At 61.4% G+C, this 16,571-nt stretch carries 13 protein-coding genes; 12 read left to right on the forward strand and 1 reads right to left on the reverse strand.

Features of this window, described 5'->3' with window-relative positions; genetic code table 11:
• Nucleotides 1-81 precede the first annotated feature (81 nt).
• From asd to AC0V2S_RS09340, 12 genes are all read left to right on the forward strand, one after another.
• The gene (gene asd, locus AC0V2S_RS09285) at nucleotides 82-1,194 is read left to right on the forward strand and encodes an aspartate-semialdehyde dehydrogenase (RefSeq protein WP_475509478.1); all 1,113 of its coding nucleotides are present in this window, start codon (nucleotides 82-84) and stop codon (nucleotides 1,192-1,194) included.
• 141 nt (nucleotides 1,195-1,335) lie between these two features.
• Complete coding sequence (locus AC0V2S_RS09290; protein ID WP_475509479.1) at nucleotides 1,336-2,346, forward strand: aspartate-semialdehyde dehydrogenase; 1,011 nt, start codon at nucleotides 1,336-1,338, stop codon at nucleotides 2,344-2,346.
• Nucleotides 2,347-2,514: 168 nt separating this feature from the next.
• A complete protein-coding gene (locus tag AC0V2S_RS09295; protein ID WP_475509480.1) occupies nucleotides 2,515-5,466 on the forward strand; it encodes a motility hub landmark protein FimV in 2,952 nt (983 codons plus the stop codon).
• A 36-nt stretch (nucleotides 5,467-5,502) separates the two neighbouring features.
• Nucleotides 5,503-6,324 carry a tRNA pseudouridine(38-40) synthase TruA gene (gene truA / locus AC0V2S_RS09300; protein ID WP_475509580.1) on the forward strand — a complete coding sequence of 274 codons (822 nt, stop codon included), beginning with the start codon at nucleotides 5,503-5,505 and terminating at the stop codon, nucleotides 6,322-6,324.
• A 55-nt stretch (nucleotides 6,325-6,379) separates the two neighbouring features.
• Nucleotides 6,380-7,000: a phosphoribosylanthranilate isomerase gene (locus AC0V2S_RS09305; protein ID WP_475509481.1), complete on the forward strand. Its 621-nt coding sequence runs from the start codon at nucleotides 6,380-6,382 to the stop codon at nucleotides 6,998-7,000.
• Nucleotides 7,001-7,231: 231 nt separating this feature from the next.
• The gene (accD, locus tag AC0V2S_RS09310; protein WP_475509482.1) at nucleotides 7,232-8,122 is read left to right on the forward strand and encodes an acetyl-CoA carboxylase, carboxyltransferase subunit beta; all 891 of its coding nucleotides are present in this window, start codon (nucleotides 7,232-7,234) and stop codon (nucleotides 8,120-8,122) included.
• Nucleotides 8,119-9,426: a bifunctional tetrahydrofolate synthase/dihydrofolate synthase gene (gene folC / locus AC0V2S_RS09315; RefSeq protein ID WP_475509483.1), complete on the forward strand. Its 1,308-nt coding sequence runs from the start codon at nucleotides 8,119-8,121 to the stop codon at nucleotides 9,424-9,426. Before accD ends, folC begins: the two co-directional genes overlap by 4 nt.
• Entirely contained in the window at nucleotides 9,410-10,039 is a 630-nt protein-coding gene (locus AC0V2S_RS09320; protein ID WP_475509484.1) for an SPOR domain-containing protein, read from the forward strand. Before folC ends, AC0V2S_RS09320 begins: the two co-directional genes overlap by 17 nt.
• 178 nt (nucleotides 10,040-10,217) lie before the next feature.
• Nucleotides 10,218-10,769, forward strand: a complete 552-nt coding sequence (locus tag AC0V2S_RS09325; protein WP_475509485.1) for a CvpA family protein — start codon at nucleotides 10,218-10,220, stop codon at nucleotides 10,767-10,769.
• Between the two features lie 170 nt (nucleotides 10,770-10,939).
• On the forward strand, nucleotides 10,940-12,445 hold the full coding sequence (gene purF / locus AC0V2S_RS09330; RefSeq protein ID WP_475509486.1) for an amidophosphoribosyltransferase: 1,506 nt from the start codon (nucleotides 10,940-10,942) through the stop codon (nucleotides 12,443-12,445).
• A 78-nt stretch (nucleotides 12,446-12,523) separates the two neighbouring features.
• On the forward strand, nucleotides 12,524-13,735 hold the full coding sequence (locus AC0V2S_RS09335; RefSeq protein ID WP_475509487.1) for an O-succinylhomoserine sulfhydrylase: 1,212 nt from the start codon (nucleotides 12,524-12,526) through the stop codon (nucleotides 13,733-13,735).
• Nucleotides 13,735-14,508: an SDR family oxidoreductase gene (locus AC0V2S_RS09340; protein WP_475509581.1), complete on the forward strand. Its 774-nt coding sequence runs from the start codon at nucleotides 13,735-13,737 to the stop codon at nucleotides 14,506-14,508. The genes AC0V2S_RS09335 and AC0V2S_RS09340 overlap by 1 nt, the downstream gene beginning before the upstream one ends.
• A gap of 102 nt (nucleotides 14,509-14,610) precedes the next feature.
• Here the strand turns inward: AC0V2S_RS09340 and gspD are convergent, their stop codons facing one another.
• Entirely contained in the window at nucleotides 14,611-16,506 is a 1,896-nt protein-coding gene (gspD, locus tag AC0V2S_RS09345) for a type II secretion system secretin GspD (RefSeq protein ID WP_475509582.1), read from the reverse strand.
• Nucleotides 16,507-16,571: the final 65 nt, after the last annotated feature.

Genomic DNA, 16,571 nt, shown 5'->3' on the forward strand with positions numbered 1-16,571 from the left:
GAGCGACAACAAGTCGGTTACTCTCTGCGGCCCCCTCGAAAGCGGGGGTTCGTATTCATGTTTTTTTAAGGTGTAGTTGCGATGAAGCGTGTAGGTCTGATCGGTTGGCGCGGGATGGTCGGTTCCGTACTCATGCAGCGGATGCTCGAAGAGCAGGATTTCGATTTGATCGAACCGGTGTTCTTCACCACCTCCAACGTCGGTGGCCAAGGCCCTGCCGTGGGCAAGGACATTGCTCCGCTGAAAGACGCTTACAGCATTGAAGAGCTGAAAAGTCTCGATGTGATTCTGACCTGCCAAGGCGGCGACTACACCAGCGAAGTATTCCCCAAGCTGCGCGAAGCGGGCTGGAATGGCTACTGGATCGATGCGGCCTCGTCGCTGCGCATGGACGACAACTCGGTCATCGTGCTCGACCCGGTCAACCGCAAGGTCATCGACCAGGCGCTGGACGCCGGCACGAAGAACTACATCGGCGGCAACTGCACCGTCAGCCTGATGCTGATGGCGTTGGGCGGTCTGTTCGAAGCCGGGCTGGTGGAGTGGATGAATGCCATGACCTACCAGGCCGCCTCCGGCGCCGGCGCGCAGAACATGCGTGAACTGATCAAGCAGATGGGCGCCACCCACGCGGCCGTGGCTGACGAACTGGCCAACCCGGCCAGCGCCATTCTCGACATCGACCGCAAAGTGGCTGAAGCCATGCGCGGCGACGCGTTCCCCACTGAGAACTTCGGTGTACCGCTTGCCGGCAGCCTGATCCCGTGGATCGACAAGGAACTGCCTAACGGCCAGAGCCGCGAAGAGTGGAAAGGCCAGGCTGAGACCAACAAGATTCTCGGTCGCTTCAAGAACCCGATCCCGGTTGATGGTATTTGCGTGCGCATCGGCGCCATGCGTTGCCACAGCCAGGCGCTGACCCTGAAGCTGAACAAAGACGTGCCGTTGAGCGATATCGAAGGCTTGATCAGTCAGCACAACCCGTGGGTAAAACTGGTGCCGAACCAGCGCGAGCTGAGCATCAAGGAACTGACCCCGACTGCCGTCACCGGCACCCTGACTGTTCCGGTTGGCCGTCTGCGCAAGCTGAACATGGGTTCGCAATACCTGGGCGCTTTCACCGTTGGCGACCAACTGCTGTGGGGCGCGGCTGAACCGCTGCGTCGCATGCTGCGGATTCTGCTGGAGCGTTGATTCGGGCTCGCGCTTCTTTATAGAAGGGCGGTTGCTGATAAAAGACAGCCTTGGGGGCAAACTCCAAGGCTGTTTTTTTATGCCCGGGCGGGTACAGTGCCGCTCCCCGCGTTCCACCCCCCGTTTTCCAGAGGTAACAGCATGAGCCAGACCTTCGATATCGCCATCATTGGCGCCACCGGCACCGTCGGCGAAACCCTTGTGCAAGTGCTGGAAGAACGTGAATTCCCCGTTGGTGCCCTGCATTTGCTGGCCAGTATCGAGTCGGCCGGCGCCTCGGTGCCATTTCGCGGCAAGAATGTGCGCGTGCGGGAAGTGGAGCAGTTCGACTTCAGTCAGGTGCAGATCGTGTTCTTTGCGGCGGCTGAAGCGGTTACCCATAGCTTTGCGCCTCGCGCCCAGGCGGCGGGCTGCCATCTGATCGACTTGTCCGGCGCACTGCCGACCGACCAGGCGCCGATGCTGGTACCTGAAGCCAATGCCGATGTGTTGGCCACCCTCAAGGCGCCGTTCCAGATCAACAGCCCGAGCCCGTGCGCCATTGCCCTGGCAGTAGCGCTGGCCCCGCTGCGAGCCGTGTTGAACATTCAGCGGGTTACCGCGACGGCATGTCTGGCGATTTCCAGCGTCGGTCGCGAAGGTGTGTCGGAACTCGCCCGGCAAACAGCGGAGTTGCTCAATGTGCGCCCGCTGGAACCGCGTTTTTTTGATCGCCAAGTAGCGTTTAACGTACTGGCCCAGGCGGGCAAGCCGGACGCCACCGGTTATAGCCGCGTGGAAAAACGTCTGGTCGAAGAGCTCAAGTTGGTACTTGCCCAGCCGAGTCTTAAAGTGTCGGCCACGTGCGTACTGGCGCCGGTATTTTTTGGCGACAGCCTGAGTGTTTCTGTGCAGTGCGCCGAAGCCGTCGACCTGGCTGCCGTTAATGCCTTATTGGAAGCGGCCGACAGTATTGAACTGGTAGAAGATGGCGATTATCCGACCGTGGTCGGGGATGCTGTTGGCCAGGATGTGATCTATGTCGGACGAGTTCGGGTTGGATTGGACGAATTGTGCGAACTCAATTTGTGGATTGCGTCTGATAATGTGCGCAAAGGCGCATCTCTGAACGCTGTGCAAATTGCTGAGTTATTGATAAAACACTATCTGTAAAAGATACTTACCTAGAAATTTGAAGAATCATTCTAGCTTGGCCTATCTTGGTACATCCGGGGGCCGAGTTGTTGTTGGTTGGGGAGCCGCCATTCGGCGGAACAGGCAGCAACTGCATGAAGACCCTCTCGCAGTTCGAGAAGAAAAGATAAAACAAGGGATATCGCTATGGCTCGGGTTCGCAAACTGGTGCTGGCAATCGCGGCTGCTTCGGCGCTGACGTCCGGTATGGCGCACGCGTTGGGGCTCGGGGAAGTGACCCTGAAGTCGGCGCTGAATCAGCCGTTGGACGCAGAAATCGACTTGGTCGAAGTTCGAGATCTGGCTTCTAACGAGGTGATCCCTAATCTGGCATCCCCGGAAGAATTCAATAAGGCAGGCATTGATCGTCAGTTCTTCCTGACTGACCTCAAGTTCACGCCGGTCATCAAGCCCAATGGCAAAAGCGTTATTCGCGTTACCTCCACCAAGCCGGTGCGTGAGCCCTATGTGAACTTCCTGGTGGAAGTGCTGTGGCCGAGCGGCCGCGTATTGCGTGAATACACCTTGCTGCTCGACCCGCCGCTGTACTCGCCGCAAGTCGCTGCCGCTGCTGCGCCTAAACCGCCCGTTGCTGCGCCGGCACCCAAGCCAGCTATCAAGCCTGCGCCTGTAGCGCCAACCGCACGCCCTGCGGCGCCAGTCGCCGCCGAGCCCGCTCCGGTTGCGCCGACTGCACGTCCAGCTGCCCCTGCGCCAAGCGCAGCGCCGGCTGGCAAAGCGCCTGACGACACTTACAAAACCACCTCCGCAGACACCCTCTGGGAAGTGGCGCAGCGCACCCGTGCCACGGGTTCGGTGCACCAGGCCATGCTGGCGATTCAGGATCTCAATCCGGATGCCTTCGTGGATGGCAACATCAACCGCCTGAAAAGCGGCCAGGTTCTGCGCCTGCCCGATGACCAGCAAATCAAATCGCGCTCGCAAAGCGACGCCATCGCCCAGGTTGCTGCGCAAAACGCCGCCTGGCGTGAAGGCCGTGGCCTGGCGGCCAGCGGTGCCCGTCAACTGGACGCTACCAAACGCGCCACTGCCGGTGATGCCCCTGCCAAAACCGACGACAAAGACAGCCTGAAACTGGTGTCTGGCGATGCCGGTAAAGCCACCAAAGGCGGCGACAAAGGCACTGGCGCCGACACCAAGGCGCTGAACGACAAGCTGTCCGTCACCAAGGAAAGCCTGGACTCCACTCGCCGTGAAAATGACGAGCTGAAGAGCCGTATGGGCGATCTGCAAAGCCAGCTCGACAAGCTCAATCGCCTGATTCAGCTCAAAGACAGCCAGATGGCCAAGCTGCAGGCCGATATCGCCGCCAAAGACAAACAGCCAGCTGCTGCCGCGCCGGCCGCTACACCGGCCCCGGCCAATCCTGCTGTCGTAGCCAAGGCGGAAAAACCTGCCACGCCGCCAGCCGCCAGCACCGAACCGGCCAAGCCAGCTATCGCGCCGGAAGCAACTCCTCCGGTTGCAACGCCAGCGCCAGTCGGCGACAAGCCAGCTGCACCGGATTACAACTACAGCGAAGAGGCGGCGGACAAAACTGCTGCTGAAGCGGCAAAAACTCCAGCTGAAGCGGCTCCCGCGCCAGCTCCGGCGCCGAAACCTGCAGAAGCTGCCAAGCCGAAACCAGCGCCTGTCGTTACTCCTGAGCCGGTTGCTGAAACCAGCCTGGTCGACGATCTGATGGCCAACCCGATGCTGTTGGGTGTGGCCGGCGGCGGCGCGCTGTTGCTGCTGCTGATTGGCTTGATGGTGCTGTCGCGCCGCAATGCGCAGAAAGAAGCCGAGCTGCACATCGACCTGAATAACCCGCAAGAACCAAGCCCGTTCGACAACGACCTGGACACTCCGGACACCAGCTTTGCCGGTCTGGACGACGACGCCGATCTGGCCCCGCTGCCAGCCAAAGAAGAGCGCGTTACCGCGCAAACCGGCGACGTACTGGGCGAGGCCGATATCTACATCGCCTACGGCCGCTTCACCCAGGCTGCCGAGCTGTTGCAGGACGCCATCAATAACGAGCCGCAGCGCGCCGATCTGCGCCTGAAGCTGATGGAAGTGCAGGCCGAACTGGGCGACCAGGAAGGCTTTGCTCGCCAGGAACGCGAACTGAACGAAATCGGCGGCGCCCACAGCGAAGTCGAGCAACTGAAATCCCGTTACCCAGGCATGGCCGCTGCGGCCTTCGCCGGTTTTGCTGGCGCCGCTGCAGCTTCGGCACTGGATAACGATGCGGACAACTTCAGCCTCGACGACCTGACCCTGGACGAGCCGCAAGCCGCTGCCCCGGTCGATGAAATGGACCTGAGCCTCGACGACCTCGAAGCCGAACTGGACCGCGACCTGAGCGCCGGCAGCAACGATTCGCTGAATGACTTCGGTGATCTGAGCCTGGACGACGAGCTGGAACTGTCGTCGACCACTTCGCCAGCCGCCAGCGGCATGAGCGATCTGGACTTCGATCTGAGCCTGGACGACACCCCGAGCGCGGCAAGCAGCCACTCGGCCTTGAGCGACGACCTGGCCGATTTCAGCCTGGATCTGGACGAGCCGAAAACCACCGCCACCAGCGAGGAAGACGACTTCCTGCTGAGCCTGGACGATGACCTCAGCGCCACCACCAGCAGCAACGATTTCGCCGACCTGAGCCTGGAACCGGATGCAGCGCCGGAACTGGACGCAGGCCTGGATGCCGAGCACGAACTGCCGGCCGACTTTGATCTGTCGCTGGCCGACGACGCCCCAAGCGCGCCGGTATCCAATGAAACCTTCGCGGCCAAACTGGATGAAGTGACTGCCGAATTGGATCAGATGAGCGAAAAACTGGACCTGCCGGAAGAAGACGACTTCGACTCGCTGATCGCCCCGGCCAGCAGCCCAGCTGCTGCCAGCCTGGACGCCGACGACGACTTCGACTTCCTGTCCGGTACCGACGAAACTGCCACCAAGCTCGATCTGGCTCGCGCCTACATCGACATGGGTGACGCCGAAGGCGCCCGCGATATCCTCGATGAAGTGATCAGCGAAGGTACCGACGCCCAACAACAGGAAGCGCGCGAGCTGATCGCCCGTATCGTCTGATTCATGACTGAAGCAACACCTACAGCGGCGGCCGAAATGGCCGCCGTTGGCTTTTCCAGAATCGCTCTTGGCGTGGAATACAAAGGCTCGCGCTACCGCGGCTGGCAACGCCAGGCCTCGGGCGTGGCAACCGTTCAGGAAGAGCTGGAAAAAGCCCTGTCCCGCGTGGCCGATTCACCGGTCATTCTCAATTGTGCCGGGCGCACCGATGCCGGTGTGCATGCCTGCGGGCAAGTGGTGCATTTCGACACCCAGGCAGAACGCAGCCTCAAAGCCTGGGTGATGGGCGCCAATATCAATCTGCCGCACGACATCAGCGTTACCTGGGCCCAGGTGATGCCCGCGCATTTCCACGCGCGCTTCAAAGCTGTGGCGCGGCGCTATCGCTATGTCATCTATAACGACCAGATCCGTCCGGCGCACCTGGGTGAAGAGATCACCTGGAACCATCGGCCGCTGGATGTCGAGCGCATGCGCGAAGCCGCGCAGTATCTGGTCGGAGAGCATGACTTTAGTGCCTTCCGCGCCGGGCAATGCCAGGCCAAATCGCCGATCAAGAAGATGCATCACCTGCGGGTGACACAGCACGGCAAGATGATTGTGCTGGACCTGCGCGCCAACGCCTTTTTGCACCATATGGTGCGCAATATCGCCGGCGTGCTGATGACCATCGGTGCCGGCGAGCGCCCGGTGGAGTGGATGAAAGAAGTGTTGGAATCACGCATTCGCCGCACCGGCGGGGTGACGGCGCATCCGTTTGGCCTTTACTTGGTGCAGGTCGAGTACCCGGCGGAGTTCGTTTTGCCCGAGCGCTACATTGGCCCGCATTTCCTTACCGGGTGGCCGGAGCTTGGCTAACGCCTGTTGCCGGCCTTTGCTACCATCGCTGAGCTTTTCAATTTAGGTGCATGCCGTGTCTGTCGTTCGTAGCAAAATCTGTGGCATTACCCGACTCGAAGACGCCCTGGTGGCAATCGAGGCGGGCGCTGACGCCATCGGTTTTGTGTTCTACGCCAAAAGCCCGCGCGCTGTTACCGCTGAGCAGGCGCGCGCCATTATTGCCGCGCTGCCGCCGTTCGTGACCACCGTGGGCTTGTTTGTGGATATGCCGCGGGCCGAGCTAAGTGCGCTGCTGCAACAGGTGCCGCTGGACCTGCTGCAATTTCATGGTGATGAAACGGCCGCTGACTGTGCCGGCTATGGGCGCCCATATATCAAGGCGCTGCGCGTGCAGGTCGGTGATGACGTGGCGGCGATGATCGCGCTTTATCCTGAGGCTTCAGGCATTCTGCTCGACACCTTTGTCGCCGGCGTGCCGGGCGGTACGGGCGAGGCATTCGACTGGAGCCTGGTTCCGAAAGCGCCGAGCAAGCCCATTATCCTCGCCGGCGGTTTGACCGCGCAGACCGTGCGCGCCGCCATCGAGCAGGTGCAACCCTACGCTGTGGATGTAAGCGGCGGCGTGGAACAGAGCAAGGGCATCAAGAGTGCGGAAAAGGTTCGTGCGTTTATCCGCGAAGTAAAGGGCGCCTGAAGGGCGAGGGCGGGCATGTGACGGCAGGCCATCGCGGGCCGTCCATAAGCCTGTCGCTGCAGCGGCGAGATGAACTTCGCAGCAACCTTGCGGTTAAACCCATACAGCGGTTAACGGCAGTAGCGAGTCCGGGGCAGGTGCGTACAAGCCGCCACCCGGGTAGCAACCCTGAATTTTTGCTTTGCGACAGGTCGTGGCCTGTACAAGCCAACAGCTTTGGAGAATGAGTGCATGAGTAACTGGCTGGTAGATAAGCTGATCCCATCGATCATGCGTTCCGAGGTGAAAAAGAGCTCCGTTCCCGAGGGCTTGTGGCACAAGTGCCCGTCCTGCGAAGCGGTGCTGTACCGCCCCGAACTGGAAAAGACCCTGGATGTTTGCCCCAAGTGCAACCACCACATGCGCATCGACGCCCGCGCCCGTCTGGATATCTTTCTGGACAGCGAAGGCCGCAGCGAAATCGGCGCCGACCTGGAGCCGGTAGACCGTCTGAAATTCCGTGACGGCAAAAAATACAAAGACCGCCTGACCGCTGCGCAAAAGCAGACCGGCGAGAAAGACGCACTCATCGCCATGCGCGGCACCCTGCAAGAAATGCCGATCGTGGCCTGTGCTTTCGAATTTGCCTTTATGGGCGGCTCGATGGGCGCCATCGTCGGTGAGCGTTTTGTGCAGGCCGCCAACGTCGCCCTGAAAGAACGCTGCCCTCTGGTGTGCTTCGCTGCTTCCGGCGGTGCGCGTATGCAGGAAGCACTGATCTCGCTGATGCAGATGGCCAAGACCTCCGCCGTGCTGGCCCGTCTGCGTGAAGAGGGCGTGCCCTTTATTTCCGTGCTGACCGACCCGGTATACGGCGGTGTCTCGGCCAGCCTGGCCATGCTCGGCGATGTGATCGTTGCCGAACCCAAAGCCCTGATCGGCTTTGCCGGCCCGCGCGTTATCGAGCAAACCGTGCGCGAGAAACTGCCAGAAGGCTTCCAGCGCAGTGAATTCCTGCTGGCCCACGGTGCCATCGACATGATCATTTCCCGTCAGGAACTGCGTCCACGTTTGGCCCGCCTGCTGGCGCAAATGCAAAACCTGCCGACCCCCGTCGCTGTGCCGACACCTATCAGCGCATGATTCAGCGCAACCTTGCCGAATGGCTGAGCTATCTGGAGCAGCTACATCCAGTGGCCATCGACATGGGCCTGGACCGTACCCGCGAGGTGGCCAGCCGCCTCGGTCTGGGCCGGCCGGCCGCCAAGGTCATCACCGTAACCGGCACTAACGGTAAGGGCTCGACCTGTGCCTTCCTCGCCTCGCTGCTGGCTGAGCAAGGCCTCAAGGTCGGCGTCTACAGCTCGCCGCACCTGCTGCGCTATAACGAGCGCGTGCAGGTCGCCGGGGTGGAAGCCACCGACGCCGAGCTGTGCGAAGCCTTTGCCGCCGTTGAAGCGGCGCGCGGCGAAACATCCCTCACCTATTTTGAAGTCGGCACACTGGCCGCGTTCTGGTTATTCCAGCGCAGCGGCCTGGATGCGGCCGTGCTGGAAGTCGGCCTGGGCGGGCGGCTGGATACAGTCAACTTGATCGACCCCGATTTGGCGCTGATCACCAGCATCGGTCTGGACCATGCCGACTACCTGGGCGATACACGCGAGTCCGTCGCGTACGAAAAAGCCGGTATTTTCCGCGCCGGCGTTCCGGCTATTTGCGGCGACCTGAATCCGCCATCCCCGATTCGCGACAACGCCCGCGCGTTGCCATGCCCGTTGCTGCTGCGCGGCCCCGACTACGACTTGGCATTTGGCGAAAACAGCTGGCATTGGCGCGGCATCAACACCGCGGGCGAGCACCTGCAGTTGCACGATCTGCCACTGCTCGATCTGCCGATGGAAAACGCTGCCCTGGCCCTGCAAGCTTATGCCTTGCTTGACCTGCCTTGGCAGGCTGACCAGTTGGTCACCGCGTTGCAACGCACCCGCGTTACCGGGCGCCTGGATAGACGAGCGGTAAATTGGCAGGGCAAGGCACTCACGCTGCTGCTGGATGTTGGGCATAATCCCCATGCCGCCGAGTATCTGGCGCAGCGTTTGGCGAGTCAGCCGGTGGCGGGCAGGAGGTTGGCGGTGTTCGGTTTGCTGGCCGACAAGGACTTGCCTGGCGTGCTCGCGCCGTTGGTGGTTCAGGTTGCCAGTTGGGCTGTCGCACCATTGCCGACGCCCCGTACACGACCTGCTGCCGAGCTGCAGGCCGCCTTGCTGAACCACGGCGCCAGCGTGGAAGCCTACGGCGATATCGCCGCAGCGCTGGAAGCACAGCTGGAACGCGCGACGACAGACGACGAAATTCTGTTGTTTGGATCTTTTTACTGCGTGGCCGAGGCCCTGGAATGGCTGGCCCGCCATGCCATGGGAGAAGTGGGGAATGGCTTTGCTGGATAAAGGACTGAAGCAGCGGATAGTGGGCGCGTTGGTGCTGCTGGCGCTGGCGATCATTTTCTTGCCGATGCTGCTGTCGCGTCAGGACGAATCCCGCCACGTAGTGGTCGATGCGCCGGCGATGCCGCAAGCACCGGGCATGCCGCAAGTGGCGCAGGAGCCGGTATCGGTGCCTGAGCCGGAGTTGCTGCCGGAAGAGCCGGTGCCGACCGATCAGCCCGCCACCACGCCAGCGCCGCTGCCTGCCACGCCGATTGCCAGCGCGCCGACCATGCCCATCTCGCCGGCACCTGCTGCACCGGTGGCCACCAAGCCACCCGTTGCCAGCGCACAGGCAGCCACACCCGCCGCACCAAGCCGCCTGGACGCCAACAGCCTGCCAATCAGTTGGTCTATCCAGCTGGCCAGTCTGTCCAGTCGTGCCAGCGCCGAGACGCTGCAAAAGACCCTGCGCAGTCAGGGCTACAACGCCTATATCCGCAGTGCCGAAGGCATGAACCGGGTATTTGTCGGGCCGCTGATCGAGCGTGCTGAAGCCGATCGCCTGCGTGATCAGTTGACCAAGCAGCAGAAGCTCAAAGGGTTTGTGGTGCGCTTTCAGCCGGAAAGTGGCTGATACGTCCGCGAACGCTTCGCGAGCAAGCTCGCTCCTACAACCGGCGTAGGAGCGAGCTTGCTCGCGAAGCTTTCCAGCCCGCCGGCAATGAATTAATCCGAGTTAGCTAAAACGCGGCTTACTCCTTGCCGAACGCTCTGCTAAAATCCCGCGCCTCTTCCGTCGGTAGGCCTGCAACGTGCCATTTACCTGGGTCGATTGGGCGATCATCGCCGTTATCGCGATCTCCAGTTTAATCAGCTTGAAACGCGGCTTCGTCAAAGAGGCCCTGTCGCTGGTGACCTGGATCATTGCTGGAGTCGTTGCCTGGATGTTCGGCGGCGCGCTTTCCCAGCACCTGGTGGACTACATCGACACCCCTTCGGCCCGCGTTATCGCCGGCTGTGCCATTCTGTTTGTCGCCACACTTTTAGTGGGTGCCCTATTTAATTTTCTTATTGGCGAGCTGGTTCGCGTTACCGGACTATCAGGCACCGATCGCGTGCTGGGCATGGTATTTGGTGCAGCGCGGGGCGGTTTGCTGGTGGTATTGCTGGTCGGCCTCTTGAGTTTGGCACCGGTGACCCAAGATTCCTGGTGGCAACAGTCGGTGCTGGTTCCGCATTTTCTGATTGTTGCCGATTGGTCCAAAAATCTGATTCTGACCCTGGCCAGCCAATGGCTGGCCAGTGGTGTGAGTGGGCCGGCGGAATTGTCGTTCAAAGACGTTCTGCAGCCAAAGTCACTGTAGGAAGCAGTTCACGCTTTTAAACGCGGTATCAAGAAACGTAGCGAGCGAAGGTTAGGCAAGGCGAAAGTAGATGAAAAAGCGCAGTTGGCTCTAGCCAATGAGCATTTTGAGTCTGCTTTCAACGCAGCATAACCGAGCGCAGTAGTTTCCATTCGATAGGGGTTGGTCGCATGTGTGGCATCGTCGGTATAGTCGGTAAGTCGAACGTCAATCAGGCGCTGTATGACGCGCTTACCGTACTCCAGCATCGCGGCCAGGACGCTGCCGGTATCGTGACCAGCCATGACGGCCGGTTGTTTCTGCGCAAAGACAACGGTCTGGTGCGCGATGTGTTCCACCAGCGCCACATGCAGCGCCTGGTCGGCCACATGGGCATCGGCCACGTGCGTTACCCCACCGCAGGCAGCTCCACCTCCGCCGAGGCGCAGCCGTTCTACGTCAACTCGCCGTACGGCATCACCCTGGCCCACAACGGCAACTTGACCAACGTCGAGCAGCTGGCCAAGGAGATCTACGAGTCTGACCTGCGCCACGTCAACACCAACTCCGACTCCGAAGTGCTGCTCAACGTGTTCGCTCACGAGCTGGCGGTGCGCGGCAAGTTGCAGCCCACCGAAGACGACGTATTCGCCGCCGTCACTGACGTGCACAAGCGTTGCAGCGGTGGTTATGCGGTGGTGGCGATGGTGACCGGCTACGGCATCGTCGGTTTCCGCGACCCCAACGGCATTCGTCCGATCGTATTCGGCCAGCGTCACACCGACGAAGGTGTGGAATACATGATCGCCTCGGAAAGCGTCTCGCTGGACGTGCTCGGTTTCACCCTGATTCGCGACCTGGCCCCGGGCGAAGCGGTGTACATCACCGAAGAAGGCAAGATTTCCACCCGCCAGTGCGCCACCAACCCGAAGTACGCGCCGTGCATCTTCGAACACGTCTACCTGGCGCGTCCGGACTCAATCATGGACGGCATCTCGGTCTACAAGGCGCGTCTGCGTATGGGCGAGAAGCTGGCCGACAAGATTCTGCGCGAGCGCCCGGATCACGACATCGACGTGGTCATCCCGATTCCGGACACCAGCCGCACTTCGGCACTGGAACTGGCTAACCACCTGGGCGTGAAGTTTCGCGAAGGCTTTGTGAAGAACCGCTACATCGGCCGTACCTTCATCATGCCGGGCCAGGCCGCGCGGAAAAAATCCGTACGCCAGAAGCTCAACGCCATCGAACTGGAATTTCGCGGCAAGAACGTGATGCTGGTGGACGACTCCATCGTACGCGGCACCACCTGCAAGCAGATCATTCAGATGGCCCGTGAAGCCGGCGCCAAGAATGTCTACTTCTGCTCGGCAGCACCGGCGGTGCGTTACCCGAACGTGTACGGCATCGATATGCCAAGTGCCCACGAGCTGATCGCCCACAACCGCACCACCGAGGAAGTGGCCGAGCTGATCGGCGCCGACTGGCTGGTGTATCAGGACCTCAACGACCTGATCGACGCGGTTGGCGGCGGCAAGATCAAGATCGATAATTTTGATTGCGCGGTGTTCGACGGCAAGTACGTGACCGGCGATGTGAGCGAGGCGTACCTGAACAGGATCGAGCAGGCGCGTAACGACTCGTCCAAACTCAAGACCAACGTAGTCAGCGCGATCATCGATCTGTACAACAATTGATGAGCAATGCTTGCTGACCACAGCCCGCTTCGGCGGGCTGTATGTTTCCAGTGCTACAGAATTTGATGGAGAAAGGGCATGACGCAGGAATGGGATGCCGGCCGGCTGGACAGTGACCTCGAAGGCGTAGGCTTTGACACCCTGGCGGTACGCGCCGGGCACCACCGTACCCCCGAAGGCGAACATGGCGAGGCGATGTTCTTCACCTCCAGCTATGTGTTCCGTACCGCCGCCGACGCCGCCGCGCGGTTTGCCGGCGAAGTGCCGGGCAACGTCTATTCGCGTTACACCAATCCCACCGTGCGTACCTTCGAAGAGCGCCTGGCCGCCCTGGAAGGCGCTGAGCAGGCGGTCGCCACGGCGTCCGGCATGTCGGCGATCATGGGTGTGGTCATGGCTTTTTGCAGCGCCGGCGATCACGTACTGGTGTCGCGCAGCGTGTTCGGCTCCACCATCAGCCTGTTCGAAAAATACCTGAAGCGTTTCGGTGTGCAGGTCGACTACGTCGAGCTGTCCAACGTCGCCGGCTGGGGCGAAGCCTGCAAGCCGAACACCAAGATGTTCTTCGTCGAGTCGCCGTCCAACCCGCTGGCCGAGTTGGTGGACATCGCTGCGCTCGCCGAAGTGGCCCACGCCCACGGCGCCAAACTGGTGGTCGACAACTGCTTCTGCACCCCGGTGCTGCAAAAGCCGCTGGCGTTGGGTGCCGACGTCGTCGTGCATTCGGCGACCAAGTTTATCGACGGTCAAGGCCGTTGCCTGGGCGGCGTAGTGGCCGGCAGCGCGAAATTGATGGCGGAAATCGTCGGCTTCGTACGGACCGTGGGCCCGACCCTCAGCCCGTTCAACGCCTGGATTTTCCTCAAAGGCTTGGAAACCCTGCGTATCCGTATGCAAGCCCACTGCGCCAGCGCGCAGCAGTTGGCCGAGTGGCTGGAGCAGCAGCCGGGCATCGAGAAAGTGCACTACGCCGGCTTACCGAGCCACCCGCAGCACGAGTTGGCCAAGCGTCAGCAACGTGCCTTCGGCGCGGTGGTGAGCTTTGAAGTGAAGGGCGGCAAAGAGGGCGCCTGGCGCTTTATCGACGCCACCCGTTTGCTGTCGATCACCGCCAACCTGGGCGATAGTAAATCCACCATCACCCACCCGAGCACTACGTCCCACGGGCGCCTGAGCCCGGAAGAGCGTGCAGCCGCCGGCATTCGTGACAGCCTGATCCGCGTCGCGGTCGGTCTGGAAGACGTGCAGGACCTGCAGAACGACCTGGCGCGTGGTCTCGCAGCGCTGTGATAGAACTTGAGGTAGAGCGCCCACTAGCCAGCAACGGCAAGGTGGCGCTGGTTACCGGCGCCGCGCGCGGCATTGGCCTGGGCATTGCCGCCTGGCTGATCGCCGAGGGCTGGCAAGTGGTGCTCGCGGACACCGAGCGTGAGCGCGGCGCCACAGTGGCCAAGGTGCTCGGCGACAATGCCTGGTTCGTGGCCATGGATGTGAGCCAGGAAAGTCAGGTGGTGGAGGGCGTTGCCAACGTGCTGGGCCAGTTTGGCCGGCTGGACGCGCTGATCAATAACGCCGCCATTGCCGACCCGCATAACCCGCCATTGGATAGCCTCGACCTGGCGCACTGGAATCGGGTGATGGCGGTGAATCTCACCGGTCCGTTGCTGCTTGCCAAACATTGCGCGCCTTATCTGCGCGCGCATTACGGCGCCATCATCAATATCACCTCTACGCGTGCGCATCAGGCCGAACCTGACACCGAAGCCTATTCGGCGAGTAAAGGCGGGTTGTTGGCGTTGACCCATGCGCTTGCCGTCAGCCTTGGCCCGGATATTCGCGTAAACGCCGTAAGCCCTGGCTGGATCGATGCCCGGGACCCTTCAGAGCGCCGTGCAGCGCCCCTCAGCGATGCCGATCACGATCAGCACCCGGTAGGGCGAGTAGGCGGCGTGGAAGATGTGGCGGCGCAGGTGGCGTGGCTGCTGTCGGCGAGTGCCGGGTTTGTGACCGGCCAGGAGTTTGTCGTAGACGGCGGCATGACCCGCAAGATGATTTACGCGTAATTCTCCGCTGCAAAAGCATCGAGGCTGAAGCCTCTCCCACAGAGAAACACCGTCCCTTGTGGGAGAGGCTTCAGCCTCGAGTTTTTGATGTTCGATGCTTTTTTATTGCGGCCGCAGATCGATAGCCGAATCCCCCTGACCATCAAACAACTGCCCCGGCTTCGGCGGCAGGATGCTTGGCCGTGCGTTGTCGGCGCCGTCGCCGAGTACGCGAATGTCTCTGTATTTCTTGCCGGACAGCGCCGCCAAACCGGCACTGTCACGAATCACGCTGGGCTTGAGAAACACCATCAGGTTGCGCTTGGTATGGGCTTCCTTGGTGGAGCGGAACAGGCGGCCCAGCCAGGGAATATCGCCGAGCAGCGGCACCTTGGAGTCGGTCATGGTGACGTCATCCTGAATCAGCCCACCCAGCACAATCACCTGGCCGTCTTCGGCCAGAATGGTGCTTTTGATCGAGCGCTTGTTGGTGATCAAATCCACGGCCTGGGCCGACAGCGTAGCGCTGGGTGCAATCGAGGAAATTTCCTGCTCGATTTCCAAGCGCAGTGACGCGCCGTCGTTGATATGCGGGGTGACCTTGAGGGTGACGCCGATATCTTTGCGTTCGATGGTGGTAAACGGGTTACTCGCGCCGTCGGTGGCGGTGGTGTAGGAGCCGGTCTGGAAGGGTACGTTCTGGCCTACCAGAATTTCGGCCTTCTGGTTATCCAGGGTCAGCAGGCTTGGCGTGGACAGCAGGTTGCTTTTGCTGTTGGCCGACAGCGCGGTAATCAGCGCACCGAAGTTCTTGGTGCCGACGCCGATGATGGCGCCGTCGGGCAGCGTTTCCGGCACCGTTTCGTTCTGAATGGCGTTCAACACCGAGCCCACGGAAAGCCCGGTGTTGCCGAAGTTGACCCCACCCAGGCCGCCGGTGCTGCCGCGTGCATCCACGGCCCACTGCACGCCCAGGGCGTCGGTGATATCGCCAGAAATCTCGACAATGGCCGCCTCGACCATCACTTGGGCGCGGGGCACGTCGAGTTGATGCACGATGTCTTCCAGCATCGCCACGGTGTCCGGGTCGGCCAGCAACACCAGGGCGTTCAGGCTTTCGTCGGCGCGAATCAGAATGGTCTGTGGTTTACCGCCGCCTGCTTCGGGAGCGCCGCCAGCCGGGTTTTTGAGGCCTTCGGTAATCTCGCCGAGCACGGTAGCCAGAGCCTTGGCGTCGTTGTGGCGCAGGCGAATCACGCGGGTGTTGGCGGAGCGGGTGCTGGGCGTGTCGATGGACTTGGCCAGGCCGATAAGGCGCGCACGGGCTGCCGGCGGGCCCAGCAAAATCAGGCGGTTGGTGCGCGTGTCGGCAATCACCTGGGCGCCGGCGGTCCCTTTGGCCTGGCCCCGGCCCAGGCTGGCGTTGAGTGCTTCGGCGGCATCGGTTACCCAGGCGTATTGCAGGTTGACCACGCTGTAATCGTTGTCGCTCTTCTGGTCCAGTTGGTGGATCAGGTCTTCAATGCGGGCAATGTTGGCGCTGCGGTCGCTGATGATCAGCGCGTTGGCCGACGTCACTGCCGCCAAGTGCCCATATTGCGGAATCAACGGACGAATCAACGGAATCAGCTCAGCCACGTTGCCGTGTTGCACCTGAATCAAACGGGTTTCCAAACGGTCCGGTGCGGCGCGGCCGCCATCGGCGTCGGCCTTGGCTTCTGCGTTGGGCACGATGCGCGCCTGATCGCCTTGTGTGATTACGCTGAAGCCGTGGGTGGCCATTACTGAGAGAAACAGCTGATAGATCTCGCTGAGGTTCAGCGGTGCCTTGGAAATCACATTCACCTGGCCTTTCACTCGTGGGTCGACCACAAAGGTTTCGCCAGTGATATCGGCGATCTGGTCGACGAACTCACCGATGTCGGCGTCCTTTAGGTTGATCGTCCAGCGTTCCTGGTCCTGCTGCTGATTTTCCCCAGCGCTGGTGGTCGCCGGAGTGATCGCCGCGGTGGCCGCCATGCTGAAGCCGAGAAGGCTGCAGGTCAGCAGGGCAATGGTCAGGCGTGAAAGGGTGAGTGGCATCG

Source organism: Pseudomonas sp. CC11G, from assembly GCF_056174845.1.

Excerpts from the sequence above, each read along its gene's own strand:
- AC0V2S_RS09290 (WP_475509479.1), top strand. The coding sequence starts at position 1,336 with ATGAGCCAGACCTTCGATATCGCCATCATTGGCGCCACCGGCACCGTC.
- AC0V2S_RS09335 (WP_475509487.1), top strand. The coding sequence starts at position 12,524 with ATGACGCAGGAATGGGATGCCGGCCGGCTGGACAGTGACCTCGAAGGC.
- gspD (WP_475509582.1), bottom strand. The coding sequence starts at position 16,506 with ATGGCGGCCACCGCGGCGATCACTCCGGCGACCACCAGCGCTGGGGAA.
- AC0V2S_RS09320 (WP_475509484.1), top strand. The coding sequence starts at position 9,410 with ATGGCTTTGCTGGATAAAGGACTGAAGCAGCGGATAGTGGGCGCGTTG.
- asd (WP_475509478.1), top strand. The coding sequence starts at position 82 with ATGAAGCGTGTAGGTCTGATCGGTTGGCGCGGGATGGTCGGTTCCGTA.
- AC0V2S_RS09295 (WP_475509480.1), top strand. The coding sequence starts at position 2,515 with ATGGCTCGGGTTCGCAAACTGGTGCTGGCAATCGCGGCTGCTTCGGCG.
- truA (WP_475509580.1), top strand. The coding sequence starts at position 5,503 with ATGGCCGCCGTTGGCTTTTCCAGAATCGCTCTTGGCGTGGAATACAAA.
- purF (WP_475509486.1), top strand. The coding sequence starts at position 10,940 with ATGTGTGGCATCGTCGGTATAGTCGGTAAGTCGAACGTCAATCAGGCG.
- folC (WP_475509483.1), top strand. The coding sequence starts at position 8,119 with ATGATTCAGCGCAACCTTGCCGAATGGCTGAGCTATCTGGAGCAGCTA.
- accD (WP_475509482.1), top strand. The coding sequence starts at position 7,232 with ATGAGTAACTGGCTGGTAGATAAGCTGATCCCATCGATCATGCGTTCC.